Source organism: Rhizobium sp. R693 (assembly GCF_002211315.1).
GTDB lineage: Bacteria > Pseudomonadota > Alphaproteobacteria > Rhizobiales > Rhizobiaceae > Rhizobium.
Genome location: NZ_LOKY01000048.1, coordinates 46,860 through 60,075, shown reverse-complemented (window position 1 = coordinate 60,075; position 13,216 = coordinate 46,860). Strand labels below are relative to the sequence as shown.

10 protein-coding genes, 2 pseudogenes and 1 riboswitch are annotated in these 13,216 nt (G+C 60.9%); all 12 genes and pseudogenes read right to left on the bottom strand.

Annotated features, from left to right (window positions below; genetic code table 11):
- Positions 1–8 precede the first annotated feature (8 nt).
- Positions 9–1,064: a sn-glycerol-3-phosphate ABC transporter ATP-binding protein UgpC gene (ugpC, locus tag ATY79_RS27955; RefSeq protein ID WP_088705498.1), complete on the bottom strand. Its 1,056-nt coding sequence runs from the start codon at positions 1,062–1,064 to the stop codon at positions 9–11.
- 4 nt (positions 1,065–1,068) lie between these two features.
- Positions 1,069–1,899 carry a carbohydrate ABC transporter permease gene (locus tag ATY79_RS27950; protein WP_088705497.1) on the bottom strand — a complete coding sequence of 277 codons (831 nt, stop codon included), beginning with the start codon at positions 1,897–1,899 and terminating at the stop codon, positions 1,069–1,071.
- A gap of 4 nt (positions 1,900–1,903) precedes the next feature.
- Positions 1,904–2,839 carry a sugar ABC transporter permease gene (locus ATY79_RS27945; RefSeq protein ID WP_088705496.1) on the bottom strand — a complete coding sequence of 312 codons (936 nt, stop codon included), beginning with the start codon at positions 2,837–2,839 and terminating at the stop codon, positions 1,904–1,906.
- Between the two features lie 84 nt (positions 2,840–2,923).
- The gene (locus ATY79_RS27940; protein ID WP_088705495.1) at positions 2,924–4,183 is read right to left on the bottom strand and encodes a sugar ABC transporter substrate-binding protein; all 1,260 of its coding nucleotides are present in this window, start codon (positions 4,181–4,183) and stop codon (positions 2,924–2,926) included.
- Positions 4,184–4,222: 39 nt separating this feature from the next.
- A complete protein-coding gene (locus ATY79_RS27935; RefSeq protein WP_088705494.1) occupies positions 4,223–5,389 on the bottom strand; it encodes a PLP-dependent transferase in 1,167 nt (388 codons plus the stop codon).
- Positions 5,386–6,108 (bottom strand): FadR/GntR family transcriptional regulator, encoded by a 723-nt coding sequence (locus ATY79_RS27930; RefSeq protein WP_088705493.1) that lies wholly within the window; start codon positions 6,106–6,108, stop codon positions 5,386–5,388. The genes ATY79_RS27935 and ATY79_RS27930 overlap by 4 nt, the downstream gene beginning before the upstream one ends.
- A 524-nt stretch (positions 6,109–6,632) precedes the next feature.
- Positions 6,633–8,049, bottom strand: a pseudogene (locus tag ATY79_RS27925) (M20 family metallopeptidase).
- A 301-nt stretch (positions 8,050–8,350) separates the two neighbouring features.
- Positions 8,351–8,977 (bottom strand): 3,4-dihydroxy-2-butanone-4-phosphate synthase, encoded by a 627-nt coding sequence (gene ribB / locus ATY79_RS27920; protein ID WP_088705492.1) that lies wholly within the window; start codon positions 8,975–8,977, stop codon positions 8,351–8,353.
- A gap of 111 nt (positions 8,978–9,088) precedes the next feature.
- Positions 9,089–9,230: riboswitch (FMN riboswitch) on the bottom strand.
- A 93-nt stretch (positions 9,231–9,323) separates the two neighbouring features.
- On the bottom strand, positions 9,324–10,106 hold the full coding sequence (locus tag ATY79_RS27915) for a glucose 1-dehydrogenase (RefSeq protein ID WP_088705491.1): 783 nt from the start codon (positions 10,104–10,106) through the stop codon (positions 9,324–9,326).
- A gap of 74 nt (positions 10,107–10,180) precedes the next feature.
- A pseudogene (gene tpiA / locus ATY79_RS27910) lies at positions 10,181–10,924 on the bottom strand (triose-phosphate isomerase).
- Positions 10,902–11,690 carry an SDR family oxidoreductase gene (locus ATY79_RS27905; protein ID WP_088705490.1) on the bottom strand — a complete coding sequence of 263 codons (789 nt, stop codon included), beginning with the start codon at positions 11,688–11,690 and terminating at the stop codon, positions 10,902–10,904. Before ATY79_RS27905 ends, tpiA begins: the two are co-directional and overlap by 23 nt.
- Positions 11,691–11,714: 24 nt before the next feature.
- A complete protein-coding gene (locus ATY79_RS27900; RefSeq protein WP_088705489.1) occupies positions 11,715–13,193 on the bottom strand; it encodes a sugar ABC transporter ATP-binding protein in 1,479 nt (492 codons plus the stop codon).
- Positions 13,194–13,216: the final 23 nt, after the last annotated feature.

The window sequence follows — 13,216 nt, the reverse complement described above, 5'->3', positions numbered from 1 at the left end:
TGCTCTTCCTATTTTGCCCTGTTTCCATCCGTGTCGAAGACGTGCAGGTGTTGCGCGGGGAACGACACGTTGATCGTCGGACCTGATGTCAGCGCGGCCCGATCCAGCGTGAAGATCTTGAATGGCAGGCCATGCAGCGACAGGTGCAGGATGATGCCGAATCCGGTCGGCTCGACCAGTTCGACGTTCGCGTTAAGGCCACCCTGAGCGGCAATGACGACATGCTCTGGCCGAATGCCGAGCGTGACCTTGGTACCGTTTGGCAGCGACAGCGGCGTAGCCAGCGGCACGACCGTCCCGTCCTTCAGGCGGACACCGCCGTCTGCATAGGTCGCGTCGAGGAAATTCATGCCCGGCGAGCCGATGAAGCCGGCAACGAAAAGGTTGGCAGGACGATCGTAAAGCTCGAGCGGGCTGCCAACCTGCTGGACGACGCCGCCATGCATGGCGACGATCCGGTCGGCCAGCGTCATCGCCTCGATCTGGTCGTGGGTGACGTAGATCGACGTCGCCTTGAGATCGCCATGCAGTTTCTTGATTTCGGCGCGCATCTGTTCGCGCAGGCGCGCGTCGAGGTTCGACAGCGGCTCATCAAAAAGGAAGGCCTTCGGCTGGCGCACGATCGCGCGGCCCATGGCGACGCGCTGGCGCTGGCCGCCCGAAAGCGCTTTCGGGCGACGCTCCAGCAGCGGGTCGAGGCCGAGCTTGGAGGCGGCGGCGCCGACGGCGCTTGCGATCTTTTCTTTCGCCGTTTTTCGCAGCTTCAGGCTATAGCTCATGTTGCCGGCGACATTCATGTGCGGATAGAGCGCGTAGGACTGGAACACCATGGCGATGTCGCGATCCTTCGGATGCAGCTCGTTCACTCGGTTACCGGCGATGCGGATCTCACCGCCGGTGACGTCCTCCAGCCCGGCGATCATGCGCAGCAGCGTAGACTTGCCGCAACCCGACGGCCCGACGAGCACGACGAATTCGCCGTCCTTGATCCTGAGGTCGACGTCGTGCAGCACCTTGACGGGGCCGTAGGCCTTCTTGACGTTCTGGATATCGATCGATGCCATTTGATTAACCCTTGACCGCGCCGGCCGTCAGGCCCTGGACGAGATAACGCTGAATGAGCAGGAAGAAGAGACCGGCCGGGATGAGTGCGAGCACGCCCGCCGCCATCATCTGCCCGAAGTCCACGGAGAATTTGGACACGAAGGTCAAAAGCCCGACCGGGAAGGTTGCTGCGTCGTTGCCGTTGATCAGCATGAGGGCAAAGAGCAGTTCGCTCCACGCGGCGGTAAAGACGAAGCCGAGCGTTGCCGCAATACCAGGCAGCGTCAGCGGCAGGATGATCTGCCGGAAGGCGGTAAACTGCGTTGCGCCGTCGATCATCGCCGCTTCCTCGAGATCCTTCGGGATGCCATCGAAGAACGACTGCATCAGGAAGGTGGCGAAGGGCACGTTGAAGGCAGTGTAGACGACGACAAGGCCGGTGAGGCTGTTCGTCAGGTGCAGTGGCGTCAGGATTTTGAAGATTGGCGCAACCAGCATGACAAGCGGGAACATCTGGGTCAGCAGCATCAGCGCGACGATCCAGTACTTGGCCCGGAAATTGAAGCGCGACAGCGCGTAGCCGGAGAGCGAAGCGCAGATCGTCACGACAACGGCTGTCGAGGCCGACACGACCAGACTGTTCTTGAAGAAGGTCGGGAAGGCGCTGTGCTGGATGACGAAGGAATAGTGTTCCCAGGTCGTCCGCGAGGGCCACATCCGGACCCCCTCGGTATAGAGCAGGTCGTTCGGCGTCACCGACACCTTGAGAAGCCAGAACAGCGGAAACAGCGCAAAGACGATGTAGCAGAGAATGGCCAGGCGATGAGCGATGGTGGGGAGAATGGATCGCTTCATGGCGTCAGTCCTTGTTCAGCAGGGTCTGCCGCAGCAGGATGATCAGCATCGAATAGGCAAGCAGCAGCACCAGCAGCACCAGCGCGATCGCCGAGGCGTAGCCGAAGTCCAGGCGCTTGAAGGCCTGCGTGAAGATGTAGCTTGCGACGATCTGTGTGCGGTCGGCCGGCCCGCCGCCGGTCATGACAACGATCAGGTCGGCGAAGTTGGACACCCAGACCGTGCGCAAAAGCACGGTGATGGCAATGGTTGGTGCGAGGAAGGGCAAGGTGATCGAACGGAAACGCTGGAACCAGCCAGCGCCGTCGATGGAGGCTGCCTCGTAAAGATCGCGCGGGATTGCCTGGAGTGCGGCAAGCAGCGTGATTGCGAAGAAGGGGATGCCCCACCAGATATTGGCGATAATTGGTCCCCACATGGCATGTTGCGGATCGGAGAGGATGTTGCCGGGCTCGCTCATCAGGCCGAGCGCAAACAGCCAGTGCGGGATTGGCCCGATCACGGGATTGAAGAGCCACGCCCAGTTGAGGCCCGCGAGGAAGGACGGAACAGCCCAGGGCAGGAAGACGAGCGCCTGTACGACGCCCCTGCCCCAGAACGGCTTGTCGAGCAAAAGCGCGAGAATGAGGCCGAAGACGAATTGCAGCAGGACGGAGGCGCCTGTCCACCAGAGCGTATTTTTTAATGCACCATAGAAGGCTGCGTCTTTCGAAAGTGCTCGAAAATGCTCAAGCCCGACAAAGCCGCCCGAAAACGGATTGAGCAGCTGGATGTCGCGAAACGCGTAGGATACCCCGATCACCAGCGGCACCAGCATGACCGCAATGATCAGGATCAGCGATGGCGCGCTGTAAAGATAGGGTTCGCAGGCATCGGCGACGCGCTTCAGCCAGGGGCGTCTGTCCTGGCGCCTGTCCAGCGTATCGGCAGTCATGGTCATCAGGCAAAATCCGTTTCGCGGCGCGCTTTGCGCCATCGCAAGACAGTGAAAGAGGCGGCGGACAGGTCCGCCGCCGGTGGTCGGCTACTTCTTGGCGAGAAACTTCTGCTGTGCCTTGGTCAGATAGTCTGCCCACTGGTCAGCCAGTTCCTTCGGCGTGATGTCGCCGAGAAGCGCCTGCTGCGTCGTCTTGATGGCGAGCGAGTCCTTGAAGAAGGCGAATTCCTCGAGGTAGGTCGGCATCACCGTCGGAACGACGTTCGGATCTGCCAGTTCCTCGAACCAGCCCTTGAACTGTTCGCCGGCATAGAAAGGATCTTTCTCGGCCGATGTGTGGACTGGAAGCGCACCCGTCCGCTTGTTCCACTCGATATTGCCTTCCGGACCCTCAAGCGTTTCGATGAGCTTCCAGGAAAGATCCTTGTTCTGGCTCGTCGTAAACATCGACCAACCGGCGAAGCCGATTGTCGTGAAGGCCTTGCCGGCTGGGCCGGCCGGCATCTTCGTCACGCCGAAATCATCCGGCTTCATGCGCTGGGCGATGGCGATCAGAGCGTCGGGGTCCTGGTCGAGCATGGCGCAGGTGCCGGAATAGAAGCCGGCGACGGTTTCATTGAAGCCCCAGTTGACGCTGTCCTTCGGGGTCAGGCCTTTTTTGTAGAGATCGACGACCCATTCGAGACCCTTTGCCCAGCCTTCGCTGTTCATCGTCGAGGTGCCGTCCTCGTTGAAGAACTTGTTGGAACCGGCCATCGTCGCGCCGAACATCACCCAGCCGTTCAGGCCGCCCGGGCCGCCACGCAGGCAGTAGCCGGACTTGCCGGGGAGCTTGGAGACCTTTTCGGAGGCGGCGACGAAATCGTCGAGTGTCTTCGGCGGTTCGGCAACGCCAGCTTCCTGGAAGAGTTTCTTGTTGTAGAACAGCGCGCGCAGGTAGAAGCCGTAGGGCAGCATGTAGGCGGTGTTCTTGACGTCGCGGCCGAGTTCAAGCGCGCGCGGCGTCAGGCCCTTGGTGTGCTCCCACTTGGTGAGGTAGGGCTCGAGGCTTTCAAGCATGCCATTGTTGGCATAGAGCGAAAGCCAGGTGTCGGGCATTTCCATCACGTCAGGCGTGTCGCCGGCCGAAACCATTGTCGCGAACTTCTGGAAGGCTTCGTTCCAGGGCAGCGAGATGATGTCGACCTTGGTGCCGGGATTTGCCGCCTCGAACTTGCCGACGATCGACTTCAGCGTCTCGGTGCGTTCGGGGCTGGTGATGACCTCGACGAGTTTCAGCGTGGTATCGGCGAGCGCCGTACCAGCCATCATCGTGGCGAGTAGAGTGGCGGTGATCAGTCTTTTCATGCTTGCTCCCCTTTTTTCAGGTTTTTCAGGTTTCGAACGTTACGACGCGACCTTCAGTGCCGCCTCGATGTCCTTCCACAAGGCCTCGGTTCCTTCGAGGCCGACGTGAAGGCGTACGGACCGCGCATGGATCCCGAAGGTATGCGCGGAATTCGGCTGTGCCTTCTGCTGAAGCACGACCTCGCCTGGTACGATCAGGCTTTCATGCCCGCCCCAGCTCACTCCCAGTTTGAAGAGCTTGAGGTGATCGGCGAAGGCGCGGATATCGACACCTTCGCGGAATATGAAGGAGAACAGGCCCGACGTGCCGTTGAGGCCCGCAGGCAGGCGGTTGGCAAGGCCCGGATGGCAGACTGTCTCCACCACGTCGAGCTCCTGCAGGCGCTTGGCGATCGTCATCGCAGCTGCCTCATGTGCCCGCATGCGGATCGGCAAGGTACGCAGGCCGCGGATCAAAAGCCATGCATCGAACGGTGACAGCTTGCCGCCGAGATAGGGATAGGCCTCCGCCTTGATGCGCGCGATCATCTCCTTCGAGCCGGCGACGACGCCAGCAACGACGTCGCTGTGGCCGCCGAGATATTTCGAGGCCGAATGGATGACAATATCGACACCGAGCGAGATCGGCTGCTGGAAGTAGGGGCTTGCCCAGCTGTTGTCGATCATCGTGACAATGCCATGCTTCCTGGCGAGTGCCGCGAGCGCGCCGACGTCGTGGGCTTCCATAACCCAGCTCGTCGGGCTTTCCATGTAGAAGACCTTGGCGCCCGGCAGTGCCTTTGCGACGGCTTCCTCGTCGCGACCATCGACATAGGTCACCTCGACCTTCATGCGCTTCAGGATGGTGCCGAACAGGCGGAAGGCATCAGGATAGACGTGCTTGACTGCAACGATCCGGTCGCCCGGCTCGACGAAGGACAGGACCGCCGAGGAGATTGCAGCCATGCCGCTTGCAAAGCCGAGGGCATCTTCGGCTCCTTCGAGCTTTGCCAGCATCTCCTCGAACATGCGAACGGTCGGGTTGAGGCCGCGCGTATAGATCGGGCGCACCTTCTCTCCGCGATAGGAGGAGATCATGTCGTCGTAGTCGGAAAAGGTGAAAAGCGACGTCTGGAAAATCGGCGGCACAACGGCTTCGGCGAAGTTTCCCTCGTCGTGTGCAGTGATCAGCGAGGCAAGATCGAACGCGTCTGCGCCGTTATTCATTTGGACATTTCCTTGATGTCTTCCTCGACAACCTCGAGGATTTTCAGGGTCTCCTCCCGCGCGGCCTCGGCATCCCGGGCGGCGATCGCGTTGAAGAGCGTACGGTGAAAGGGAAAGGAGCGGCGGGCAAAATCCTCGCGCTCGAACGGGTGCTCCCAGAACTGCCAGAAGGTCTCGCGCATCTGCTCGAGAAGCTGGCGAAAGAGCGGGTTATGGGTCGCGTCGTAGATGGCAAGGTGGAAGGCGAGGTCTTCCGGGCCTGATGTGCCTTTCTCGATATGGACGCGCTCCATCTCGTTGAGGTTCTGCTCGATGAGAACGAGATCCTTGTCGGTCCGTTTTCTTGCGGCGACCATGCAGGCCTCGCATTCGATCCCGCGTCGCACCTCCAGCGTCTGCAGCAGCACGTCGCGCAGATGGCCGGTGTCGAGGGAAAGCGGCATATGGATTGTCGCCTTCGAAACCGGTTTCAAGAGGTAAGTACCGCTGCCCTTGCGGGTTTCGATAACGCCGAGTGCCTGGAAGTGACGGATCGCTTCACGGATCGTCGAGCGGCCCACCATCAGCGCCGACATCAGTTCGCGCTCCGCCGGCAGCCGATCGCCGGCTTTTAGCTGCGCGCTTTGGACATAGTCGGCGAGCGCGTCTGTTACCTGACGCGCCCGATCGATCGCCGGAAGCGGCCGGATAATCGGCCTATCGTTGCCTGATGCCTTCATGGTTCCCCAGATTATTATAGGCAGTCGACCCTTAAATTGGTCTGACATCTTAGCATTTCGCAAAGATCACGCGGCGTCAAGCTGTCTTTGGTAGCGACAGGATCTTCGCGAACACGGCAACAAAAACCAACCGGAACGGATCTTGTAGCATCAGCATGAACTCCACACCGGAGCGGTAGGTGCTGCCATTGGCGCTGGTGTCGCGGCGCTGCGGGTGGCAACGGGGGAAGCGCTATCGGGGGTTTTCGTAGGCGGCTATGCTGGAAGCTACGGACCGAGCGTTGGTGTTGCCGCCGGCCTGGGATAGGGGAGGCTTAGGGTGACCTCAGCGATCTCCACCAATAGCTTGAAACAGGCACCTCCCAGAGCGGGAGGTGCCTTTTGATTTTCTTGTACGCCATGTACCCGCCTTGCAAAGGCTGAACAAACCTCTCGTCGCGGCAGTCGTGGGTGGCGGCGTTTCTTTTTCATTGTTATCAAATATCTTTGAGAGCGTTACTCAGGTTTCAGCCAACCAGGGCACTCTAGTTCTGTGGCAGCAAAAAGCTGCCGACCTTCTGCGGCACACCTGTCTCTCCCATATCCCAATAGATGCCGGCCATTACCGCGAGTCCCTCGCGCACGAGGGAAACCGGAAGGTGCTCGTTCGGCGCATGCTGCGAGCATCCCGGGTAGGAATGCGGAATCCAGATGGTGGGAAGTCGGAGAATGTCCGAGAGGATGTCGTTCGGCAGCGAGCCGCCAAGGTTGGGCAATATCGCCGGCTTCTTTCCAGTGGTTCGGGCGATCGAAGCAACCGCCCACCGAACCCAGGGATGATCGGGGTCGAGGCGCGTGGCGTAGAAGCTCTCGTCTGCCGATTTCGCGACCTGAACCATCGCAAAGCCGTTTTTATTAAGATGCCGACCTAGCGCTGGCAGGATGTCAGCCGTATCGATCCCGACGACGAAGCGTAACTGACACCGCGCCCAGGCGCGCGGTGGAATGGCGTTCACCGGGGTCTTTGGATTTCCCGCTTCGCATGCAAGCACAGAAAACGACGGCCATGCAAACACCTTTTCGGCGGCCGACAAGCCGGGTTCACCCCATTCAGGATCGACCTTTGCGTCGCTGCTGTCCTCGACCTCACAGTCACAAAGAGCCTCCCTGACGTTGTCAGGAATTTCCGCCGGCCGCCATTCCGGAATCAGGATTTCTCCGCTCTGCGACACGATGCTCGAGATCGCATGCGCGAGTTGGATTGCCGGATCGGAAAGCAGCCCGCCCCAGTTGCCCGAATGATGTCCACCTTTGCGCGCGTCGATCCAAAGGTCGAAGCTCATCGCGACCGCGCGACCCGAGAAACACGGTCGGACGGCCGGCAGACAGTCGCGGGCCGTCGGATGCGATCAGGACGTCCGATCGGAATAGCTCCTTATGGTTTTCAGCCAGCTTCCTCAGGCCCGGGGAAATCTTCTCCTCGCCCATCTCGATCAGATACTTGGCGTTGAAGCCCAACCGGCCCCTTGATTCCAGCACGGCCCGAAGCGCGCCGATGTTGATTGAATGCTGCCCCTTGTTGTCGGCCGTGCCGCGGCCAAACCACTTCCCATCGCGCTCTACGAGGTTCCAGGGCGATAGCCCCTCTTCCCAGCCATCGGCAAGGCCCCGCACGACATCGCCATGCCCATAACCCAGGACCGTCGGCCGAGCCTCGTCCTCGAGGCGCTCGGCGTACAGGAAAGGCCAGCCGTCCTGTGACAGTTTGCGGCAGGAAAATCCAAGCGCTTCGAAGGCAGGCCTGATTTCGGCCTCGATATAGTCGGTCAGAATGGGAGTTCGTTCGGGATTCTGGCTCTCCGTCGGCATGCAGATCCGCAGCGCCAGGTCGGCTCGGAGATCGCCGGAATCGAAATAGGCTTCAGCCTTGGCAATAGCGGCATCGCGGTCGGGTTCGGACACGGTCCCCTCCAACGCTTAAACCCTGAGTATTATTTATTAGAACATGCTTGCAGACGTTTTGCCAGGGCGGGCAGCAGTGCAGCACCCAAGTCTGTGCACAGTTTTCGGGCAGCCAACGGATCGTCGGCGACCTACGCGATCAACCACGCCTGGGGCAAGGTCCAGACGGTGGACCTCTCGACCTCCGACTTCGTGCTCTTCAACCCGAACTACGGCGGCAAAGGCGCACTCGCCAATCGGTGGCCAACCACGTCGACGTATCGTCTGCGACGCTTGCAGCGAATGCCGCAAGCATCCCATTTCAGGCGGCCTTCTCGGACAGGGCGGAAGTCCGGTAGGCGATGAGGTCCTCGATCGTGATCAAACGCAGCCCGTGTTTCTCTGCAAATTTCTCCAGTTCCGGCAGTCGCGCCATGGTGCCGTCGTCATTTGCCACCTCGCAGATCACGCCGGACGGGGAAAGCCCTGCAAGCTTCGCCAGATCGACGGCGGCCTCGGTATGGCCGGGCCGAGACAGGACGCCGCCCGGATGTGCCCGCAGCGGAAAGATGTGGCCGGGCCGTGCGAAGTCATTCGGGCCGGACTCCTGTCTGACGAGCGCCCGAACTGTTGCCGCCCGGTCAGCCGCCGAAATGCCGGTAGTCGTCTCTGGGATGTAGTCCACAGAGACAGTGAACGCGGTCTTGAGCGTCTCGGTGTTGTGCGCAACCATCAGCGGAATGTCGAGCTCGTCGAGCCTCTCGCCTTCCATGGCGACGCAGATCAAGCCTCTGGCGTGGTTCATCATGAACGCGATCGCCTCGGGAGTAATCGCGTCGGATGCGATTACCAGATCGCCTTCGTTTTCCCGATCGCGGTCATCGACGACCACGACGATCTCGCCGCGAGTAATCGCGGCCACAGCTTCCTCAATCTTTGAAATTGCCACTTTCTTGCCTTTCAAGGGTTAGCCGCCGGAGCGGCGAGCATGGCCAGTTAAAGCCACAATTTTCCCTTGGGCGAACAAGCATAGGAAACGCCGCACGAGTGGCGCCCACAGCATTGTTCTCTTCCATCCGGACTATACCGTCGGCTCCGGCATCGCACCGGATCTGCTGACCCTTCCTTTCGGAAGGCGCTCGCGGGCTCCGAGTTGCCTCGATACCGCCGGTGGGGAATTGCACCCCGCCCTGAGAACAAACGTAACATAGACATTCGATGCCCGGTTCTGCAAGAGCGGCGGGCGTCAAATCTTGTTCTCCAAGCGAACGCACCGTTTCGAAAATGCAGCAAGGCTAGGACATGATCAGACCACCGTCGACATTGATCGTCTGACCGGTGATGTAGGCAGCGTCATCGCTTGCCAGGAATGTTACCAGGCCTGCAACATCTTCGCCCGACCCGGCTCGCTTCATCGGAATGCCTTCGACCCATTCCTTCATCAGCTCGCCGGGGCCGTAGTTTCCAAGAAGCTTCCCCCACGCCTGGTCATTGTAGGCCCACATGTCTGTCTCGATGATACCGGGGCAGAAGGCATTGACGGTGATGTTCTCGGTCGCGACTTCCTTGGCGAGGCTCTGCGTGATGCCGACCACGCCCATCTTCGATGCGGCATAGTGGGGCGTGAAGATGAAACCGTCACGCGCCTGACCGGAGGCCGTGTTGATGATCCGGCCGCCTCGTCCATGCTTGCGCATGCGCAAAATAGCTTCCTGCGCGCACAGGAAGACGCCCTTGGTGTTGACCGCCAGGACCTTGTCCCATTCGCCTTCGGTCATGTCCTCGATGCGGGCGATGGTGATGACGCCAGCATTCTGGATGGAAATAGCGACAGCGCCGAAGGCCTCTTCGGCGGCATCATAGAGCGCCTTGACGCTTGCCTTGTCGGTGACGTCGCCAACGAACGAAATCGCCTTTCCCCCGTCGGCCTTAATCTGTTGCGCCACTGCGTGCACGCTGTCCTCGTTGGCAGAGACCACCAGATTGGCTCCTTCGCGCGCAAACCGTTTTGCGATTGCCGCACCGATGCCCCGGCTTGCGCCGGTGATAACGACGGTTTTGTTTTCAAAGCGTTGCATTTCCTTTTCCTTTCACGATGCTGGCGAATGCGGGCGCTGGAGCAAGCCCGCCACCTGCTGCATCCACGCGGATTTCAAACGGCTGCTGAGATGATCCCGGCAAACTCTGACGCCTTTAAAGATGCGCCTCCCACAAGGGCTCCGTCGACGTCGCGGGCTTCGAAGATCGCCGCTGCGTTCGACGCCTTGACCGACCCGCCGCAGAGGATCCTGACGCCTGCCATCGTCGCCCAGCCGCACTTCGAGCACCTGCCGGATGGCTGCATGCACTTCCTCGACCTGCTCGACCGTCGGAACAAGTCCGGTACCGATTGCCCGGACCGGCTCGTAGGCGATGATCGTGTTCGAGTCGCGCCTTGCGGCACCGATCCCTCTAGCTGGACACGGACGACCTCGAGCGCCTTGCCCTCGACGCGCTGCTTGCGTGTCTCACCGACGCTGACGATGCTCGTCAGTTCCGTCCTGTGGGCCGCGGCGGCCTTGGCAGTAATAGCCGCATCGGCCTCATGGCGGGAATGTGCGAGGATGGCGACACGCGCGCCGGCTTCGGCGAGCAGGTCGGCCGACACATCCCCGGTGTAAGCGCCAGAAGCCAGCGAGTGGCGGTCCTGTGCGCCGATCGTGACGATCGAATCCTTGGCGGTGTAAGCCGCCTTTTCGATCAGCGTGAAGGGCGGGCAGACGACGATATCGCACGTCGCCGTGCCCGTTAGCCCCTTCAGCGCCTCGATCTCTGCCAGGGAGGAGGCGAGACCGTTCATTTTCCAATTGCCTGCGATCAGCTTGCGCATGGCATCACCAGCAGCAGAAGCCGCCATCGACGAGCAAATCAACGCCCGTCACGAAGCTTCCGGCGTTCGACAGCAGGAAGACGGCCGGTCCGACCATCTCGTTAACGTCGGCCATGCGCTGCATCGGCGTCTGTTCTTCGAAGAGCTTGGTCTGGTGGACCATCTCCGGGCGCGTATTCATCGGCGTGGCCGTGTAGCCTGGCGAAATGGTGTTTACGCGGACGCCGCGATCGACCCACTCCATCGCCATTGACTTGGACATGTGGATCACGCCGGCCTTGGAGGCGTTATAGTGCGCCTGGCTGAGCCCGCGATTGACGATCACGCCGGACATGGAGGCAATGTTGACGATGGCGCCGCGTCCGTTCTTCAACATGGCTCGGGCCTCGGCTTGGCAGGAAAGGAAGACCCCCTTCAGGTTAATGTCCATCAACATCTGGTACTGGTCCTCCTCCATCTCCTCCGCCGGGTTCGCGTTGGCGATGCCGGCGGCGTTGACAGCAAGGGTGAGCGGGCCGAGCTCGGCCTCGGTGCGTGCCACCGCGTCGGCCAGGGAGGATTTGCTTGTGACGTCGGCTGCGATCTGTATCGAACGTCGGGCGGCGGCCTCGATATGCTTGGCGGTGTTGGCGAGGCCGTCGTCCGTACGGCGGTCGAGCAAGGCGACGTCGGCGCCGCATTGGGCGAGGCCGATGGCGATGCGCTGGCCAATCCCGCTTCCAGCTCCAGTGACGATAGCAACCTGGCCGCTGAGATCGAAAAGCTTCGGGGCGTTCAAAGTGATGTCGGACATCGCTCTCTTCCTTTTCATGGTGGTTTAGATCGTGGCCAGCTCCATGACGGAGACGTCGTTCGCCTCATCACGGTCGAGGATGCCTGCCTGCTTTCCCTGAGCCAGAACCATAATTCGATTTGAAACTCCGAGAACTTCTTCGAGGTCAGAGCTTACGACGACGACGGCAACGCCCTGCTTTGCGAGATTGACGATGATGTCGTAGATGCCGGCCCTCGCGCCGACGTCGATGCCGCGCGTCGGCTCGTCCAATACGACCACCTTCGGGTCTCGCATTAACCACTTTGCTATGACCACCTTCTGCTGGTTGCCGCCGGAAAGGTCGGAGGCGAGCTGGTCGGCCCGGCCCTTCACGCCGAACTTGGCGACGGCCTTCTCTGCGAACGCGCGTTTGACGCCCGGGGAAATCCACCCTCCTCCGAGCTTGTCGAGGTTTGCGTAGATTATGTTCTCGCCGATGCGGTGGCCGACAACCAGTCCCTGGTCCTTGCGATCCTCGGGAACCATGACGATCCCCTGGGCGATTGCATCGGCCGGGTCGCGGAGCTTAAGCTCCCTGCCTTCGAGCTTGACCGATCCGGCGCTGATCGGATCCGCTCCGGTGATGGCACGCACGAGTTCCGTGCGCCCGGCGCCCACCAGCCCGGCGATTCCGAGAATCTCGCCGGCCTTTACGTCGAAGGTGACGTCGCGAAACGAGTCGGCCGGCGAACTGAGCCCGGAGACCTCCAGCATCGGCCGATCGGTGGGAACGGGCAGCGGCGGGAACATGCGCTCCAGCGCGCGTCCGACCATACTCTCGACGATCGTCCGCACCGGCGTCGCGCTGTCGGCGAACTCCTGGACGCATTCGCCGTCACGCAGGACGACGATCCGGTCGGTGATCTTCTTGATCTCCTCCATGCGGTGGGAAATGTAGATGATGCCGACCCCCTCGGACCGAAGCTTGCGGACCTGCTCGAAGAGAGCCTCGGTTTCCGCACCCCCAAGAGCCGCGGTCGGCTCGTCGAGGATCAGAAGCTTTGCATTGAGAGCCAGCGCCTTCGCAATTTCGATTAGCTGCTGGTTGGCGGTCGACAGTCCCTCGACCTTTCGCGAGGCGGGAATATGCAGATTGAGACGCGCAAGCTGCTCTTGAGCGCGGCGTAGCATCTGCGCACGATCCACGACGCCGTTTTTCATCGGCCAACGTCCAATGAAGACGTTTTCGGCAATGGAGAGCTGCGGCAGAAGTTGCAGTTCCTGATGGATCAGGACCACGCCCTTGTCTATAGCCTCTCTCGGAGTGGCCGGGGCATAGGGCTGCCCCAGCCATGTCATCGATCCCTCGGAAGGTGTGCGTGACCCGGCGATGATGCCGGAGAGCGTTGACTTTCCCGCGCCATTCTCACCGAGAAGTGCTACCACTTCGCCCCGATAGACGTCCAAGCTGACATTCTTGACAACCTGGAGCGGTCCATATCGCTTCGATATGCCTCTCAGGGAAAGAACTGGATCAGTCACGACGCACCTCCTCGCGATCTTGA

What these genes read in the sequence shown, in the direction of transcription:
- ugpC (WP_088705498.1), bottom strand. Translation starts at nt 1,064, where the DNA reads ATGGCATCGATCGATATCCAGAACGTCAAGAAGGCCTACGGCCCCGTC.
- ATY79_RS27950 (WP_088705497.1), bottom strand. Translation starts at nt 1,899, where the DNA reads ATGAAGCGATCCATTCTCCCCACCATCGCTCATCGCCTGGCCATTCTC.
- ATY79_RS27945 (WP_088705496.1), bottom strand. Translation starts at nt 2,839, where the DNA reads ATGACCATGACTGCCGATACGCTGGACAGGCGCCAGGACAGACGCCCC.
- ATY79_RS27940 (WP_088705495.1), bottom strand. Translation starts at nt 4,183, where the DNA reads ATGAAAAGACTGATCACCGCCACTCTACTCGCCACGATGATGGCTGGT.
- ATY79_RS27935 (WP_088705494.1), bottom strand. Translation starts at nt 5,389, where the DNA reads ATGAATAACGGCGCAGACGCGTTCGATCTTGCCTCGCTGATCACTGCA.
- ATY79_RS27930 (WP_088705493.1), bottom strand. Translation starts at nt 6,108, where the DNA reads ATGAAGGCATCAGGCAACGATAGGCCGATTATCCGGCCGCTTCCGGCG.
- ATY79_RS27915 (WP_088705491.1), bottom strand. Translation starts at nt 10,106, where the DNA reads ATGCAACGCTTTGAAAACAAAACCGTCGTTATCACCGGCGCAAGCCGG.
- ATY79_RS27905 (WP_088705490.1), bottom strand. Translation starts at nt 11,690, where the DNA reads ATGTCCGACATCACTTTGAACGCCCCGAAGCTTTTCGATCTCAGCGGC.